The 4,343-nt window shown below is 70.9% G+C and carries 3 protein-coding genes; 2 read left to right on the forward strand and 1 reads right to left on the reverse strand.

The features are described from left to right. On the reverse strand, nucleotides 1-1,999 hold a 1,999-nt coding region (locus JWN68_RS10400; RefSeq protein WP_297738419.1), incomplete at its 3' end, for a DUF6049 family protein. 89 nt (nucleotides 2,000-2,088) lie between these two features. Between JWN68_RS10400 and JWN68_RS10405 the strand changes: the two genes are divergently transcribed. Both JWN68_RS10405 and JWN68_RS10410 read left to right on the forward strand, forming a co-directional pair. Next, a complete protein-coding gene (locus tag JWN68_RS10405; protein WP_297738421.1) occupies nucleotides 2,089-3,543 on the forward strand; it encodes a CCA tRNA nucleotidyltransferase in 1,455 nt (484 codons plus the stop codon). 127 nt (nucleotides 3,544-3,670) lie between these two features. Further along, the gene (locus JWN68_RS10410) at nucleotides 3,671-4,138 is read left to right on the forward strand and encodes an SRPBCC family protein (RefSeq protein ID WP_297738423.1); all 468 of its coding nucleotides are present in this window, start codon (nucleotides 3,671-3,673) and stop codon (nucleotides 4,136-4,138) included. The last annotated feature ends 205 nt before the right edge of the window (nucleotides 4,139-4,343 follow it).

Here is a 4,343-nt window from a genome sequence, read left to right on the forward strand (position 1 = left end):
CGTCCACCCGAACGGTGACCGGCTGGTCGAGGCCGTTCACGAGGTCAGCGGAGAAGTTGCCGCTCGCGCTGGACAGGGTGACGGCCCCGCCGGGCGGGCCTTCGACAGTGACCTGATCGAGCTGGTCGTCGAGGAAGCGCGCGGCCTCCCGCACGCTCAGGGCCGCCTCGTCGGGGTGCAGGCGGTGACCGCTCGAGAGGCTCACCAGCACCTCGTCGGCCACCTGCTCGCGCACGAGGTCCTGCAGGGTCAGGACACCGGACAGGAGCTCGGCCCGCGCCGTCAGCTCCTCGGCGGCGGTGAAGCTGGTCTCGTCGAGCTCGGCCTCGCCGTCCTCGGTCATGTAGGCGATGTCGGCGGCGCTCATCCCGACTGCCGGTCGCAGCGCGACGTCGGCGACGGTGACCGGTGAGAGCCACTGCACGTCGAGGTCGGCCAGGAGCGTCTCGGGCTCCTCGGGGTGCCAGTCGGCCGGCAGCATCATCACGACCGGTGGAGGCGTCGGCGTACGGGGTCCCGACGCCGACGCCGATGCGCTGAGCAGGCGCAGGGCTGCCTCGCTGAGCAGGCGTTGCCTCAGGGCCAGGGGGTCGTCGGCCGGAGTCGGCCCGGGCCCGCCTGCCGCGGCGCCGGTCGAGGTCACGACCACCTTGTGCCCCAGTAGTCGCACCATCGACGACGGGGAGTCGGGCGGCCCGGCGAACGAGGTGTTGTCCCCCAGCAGGATCGTCGTCTGCTCGCCGGCGGCCGAGATGGCGGCCGGGCTCATGATGCCGTCACGCGGAGCCAGGGCAGGGGTGGCTGGGATCCCCAGCCAGGCCATCACCTGGGTGCTGCGGGTCACGGCCTGCTGGTAGAACGCCGGGCCGTACGTCGCAGCCGCTGACTCGTCGATGTCGCCGTACGGCAGGGCCAGGACTGTCCCGCGGGTGGTGAGGGAGAGGAAGCGATCCCACCACTCCCGCGCCTGCGCGGCCAGCGCCTCCTCACGCTCGGACAGCTCCTCCTCGGGAACCGGCGCGGGGATCGGGTCGGAGAACGCCGCGAACGGCTCGGGTTCGACCGGGCCGTCGGTGGGCTCGGTCGGCGGCTCGGTGGGCTCTTCGCCGGGTGGGGGAGCGTGGGGATCAGGGGCCAGGCTGCGGGCCGGATTTCCTGCCGCCAGCCGCCGCACGGCCGCCGGCACGGCCGGGTCCACCAGCCAGGTGAGGGGTACGTCGGCGGCCTCTCCCGCGTCCAGGACGGCGTCCATCCGTCCACCGTCACCCAAGGACCTGGTCCACCGGGCGAGGTGCGCGATGCGCCCGTCGGGCTGGAACCACACCGTCTCCCGGACAGGGACGACGATGGCAGCCTCCACCGTGTCCGTGTCCTTGTTCTTGTCCTTGCCACGGGGGCGGGGGACCAGGGGGATGAAGGTCCGGGCACGACCGTCTGCCACGTCGTCCCGCTCCAGCGAGGAGGACGGGATGCCGCTGGCGTGCACTCCCAGCCAGTAGACGCCCGGCTCGGTGACGCGGATCTCCGCGCGCGGCACGGTGAGCGAGAACTCCTCCGACTCGCCCGGGTCGAGCGCCTCGACAGTGTCCTCGGTGCCCGGCTCGATGATGCGCGTACCGACGAAGGCGGCGGTCTCGATCGCAGCGGAGTCCGCGAGGGACTGCGCGTCCGGGATGGGGATCTCGGAACGGAAGGAGTAGAGGCGGATCTCGGTCCACTGCTCGTCGCTCTGGTTGGTCACCGTCCCGGTGATGGTGAGCGGACGGTCGTTGTCGCTGAGGGTGGACGGGCTGATGGACCCGAGGTGCACCTCGAGCGGTTCCTTCTCCTCCGGCTTCGGGAGCGCGTGGGCCATTGCGGGAAGGCCGAGCGGCACACTCAGGCTCATCAGCACGAGGGCCAACGAAGCCACCACGATGCGCATGACCGCCGTCGTCGTGCGTCTCGTCGTCCGTCCCGTCGCCCTCCGGGCGCGAGAGGTCGAGGACAGGCGCTGCACGGCACCGACTCTAGTGCCCGGTCACAGGGCATCCGGCGCGACTCTCGCGACCACGGCGTTCCCCACCTCATCCCTTATCGTTCACCCTTGTGTCCGACGCCGTCCTGCCTCCGCTCTCGATCGCCGAGGTCCAGCGGCGCGTCGCCTCGGAGCTGACTCGCATCGGACCGGTCATCGACGAGCTCGGCGCACGCTTCGCCGCGGCGGGCGAGGAGCTGGCACTGGTGGGGGGTCCGGTCCGCGACGCCATGCTGGGCCGGCTGCAGAACGACCTCGACTTCGCCACCTCGGCACGTCCGGAGAAGACCGAGAAGCTGCTCGCGGGGTGGGTCGACGCGATCTGGGACATGGGTCGTTCCTTCGGCACCATCGGCGCCCGGATCGGGGAGTGGCAGGTGGAGATCACCACCTACCGCGCCGAGACCTACGACCCGAGCTCGCGCAAGCCCGACGTGTCGTACGGCGACAACCTGGTCGGCGACCTCGGCCGGCGCGACTTCAGCGTCAACGCCATGGCGGTCCGGGTGCCCGGCCGGGAGTTCGAGGACCCCTACGGCGGACTCGTCGACCTGGCCAACCAGACCCTGCGCACGCCGGGCACGCCCGAGGACTCCTTCTCCGACGACCCGCTGCGCATGATGCGAGCAGCGCGCTTCGCTGCCCAGCTGGGCTTCACCCCGGCGCCGGAGGTCGTGGCCGCCATGACGGCGATGGCCGGGCGGATCGAGATCATCTCCGCCGAGCGCGTCCGTGACGAGCTCGTCAAGCTGGTGTGCGCGCCGTACCCGCGGCTGGGACTTCGCCTGCTGGTGGAGACCGGGCTGGCGGCACACGTCCTGCCCGAGCTGCCCGCCCTCGCCCTCGAGCGCGACGAGCACCACCGTCACAAGGACGTCTACGAGCACTCGCTGACCGTGCTCGAGCAGTCCATCGACCTCGAGACGCGACTCGGTGGCGGACCGGACTTCATCTCGCGCTTCGCCGCGCTGATGCACGACGTCGGCAAGCCCCGCACGCGGCGCTTCGAGCCGGGCGGCGTGGTGACCTTCCACCACCACGACGTGGTCGGCGCGAAGATGACCCGCAGGCGGATGCAGGCACTCCGCTTCTCCAACGTCGAGATCGATGCGACCAGCAAGCTGGTCGAGCTGCACCTGCGCTTCCACGGGTACGGCGCGGGCGAGTGGACCGACGCCGCCGTACGCCGCTATGTGCGCGACGCCGGCGACCAGCTCGAGCGACTCCACATCCTGACCCGCGCCGACTGCACCACCCGCAACCAGCGCAAGGCGGACCGGTTGCGTCGGACCTACGACTCCCTCGAGGACCGCATCGCCCGCCTCGCCGAGGAGGAGGAGCTCAACTCCATCCGCCCCGACCTCGACGGGGCGCAGATCATGGAGATCCTCGACATCGCCCCCGGCCGCCGGGTGGGCGCCGCGTACAAGCACCTGCTCGAGCTGCGCATGGACCACGGTCCGATGAGTGAGAAGGACGCGACCGCTGCGCTCCTCGCGTGGGCCGAGGCGAACCCGGAGGCCTGAGCTCTTCGGCTGCTCGCCCCATTCCCCCGGGTAGCCGGGGGAGCTGAACGTTCGCGCATGTTGCAACACGGGTGAAGGTGACAGAACCCACACGGAGTCGATGCCGCAGCTCGACTAGATTGCGGCCATGACCGACCTCGTGGCCCCGCTGCTCGAAGAGTCCATCGACATCGACGCGCCCCCGGTGCGCGTGTGGTCCCTCGTCTCGGACCTGGGCCGTATGTCGAAGTGGAGCCCACAGGTCGTCAGGACCATCGTCCGGCGCCGGCCGGTCCAGCTCGGGACCACGACCATCAACGTCAACCGTCGCGGACCGCTGGTGTGGCCGACCCGGGCCAAGGTGGTGCGCTTCGAGCCGCACCGCGAGATCGCCTTCCGCATCAAGGACAACCGAACCATCTGGTCGTTCTGCCTGGCCGACAACGGCACCGGCGGCACGATACTGACCCAGCGCCGGGAGGCTCCCGACGGGATCTCCTCGATCTCGCGCTCGCTCACCGACACCCTGTTGGGCGGCGTCGCCGAATTCCAGGTCGAGCTCGGGGCCGGGATGCGCGAGACGCTGGCCAAGATCAAGGCCGACGCCGAGCGCTGAGCGCGGCTAGGACGAACGACGAGGCCCGCCCCGAGCAGTGCTCGGAGCGGGCCTCGTGCTGTGTCGTGCAGTGCCGTGCTGGATCAACCGGTGATGCCGAAGCCCTCGATGAAGGCACGGCCACCGCGCTTGACCACCAGCCGGAGCCGGTGCCGACCCTCGCCGAGCCCGTTGACCACCGCGTGCTTGTTGAGCCGCGGCGCCG

It is taken from the genome of Nocardioides sp. (genome assembly GCF_025964975.1).
Taxonomy (GTDB): domain Bacteria; phylum Actinomycetota; class Actinomycetes; order Propionibacteriales; family Nocardioidaceae; genus Nocardioides.

Bases quoted from the DNA above. Each gene is read 5' to 3' on its own strand.
- JWN68_RS10410 (WP_297738423.1), top strand. From the start codon at position 3,671: ATGACCGACCTCGTGGCCCCGCTGCTCGAAGAGTCCATCGACATCGAC.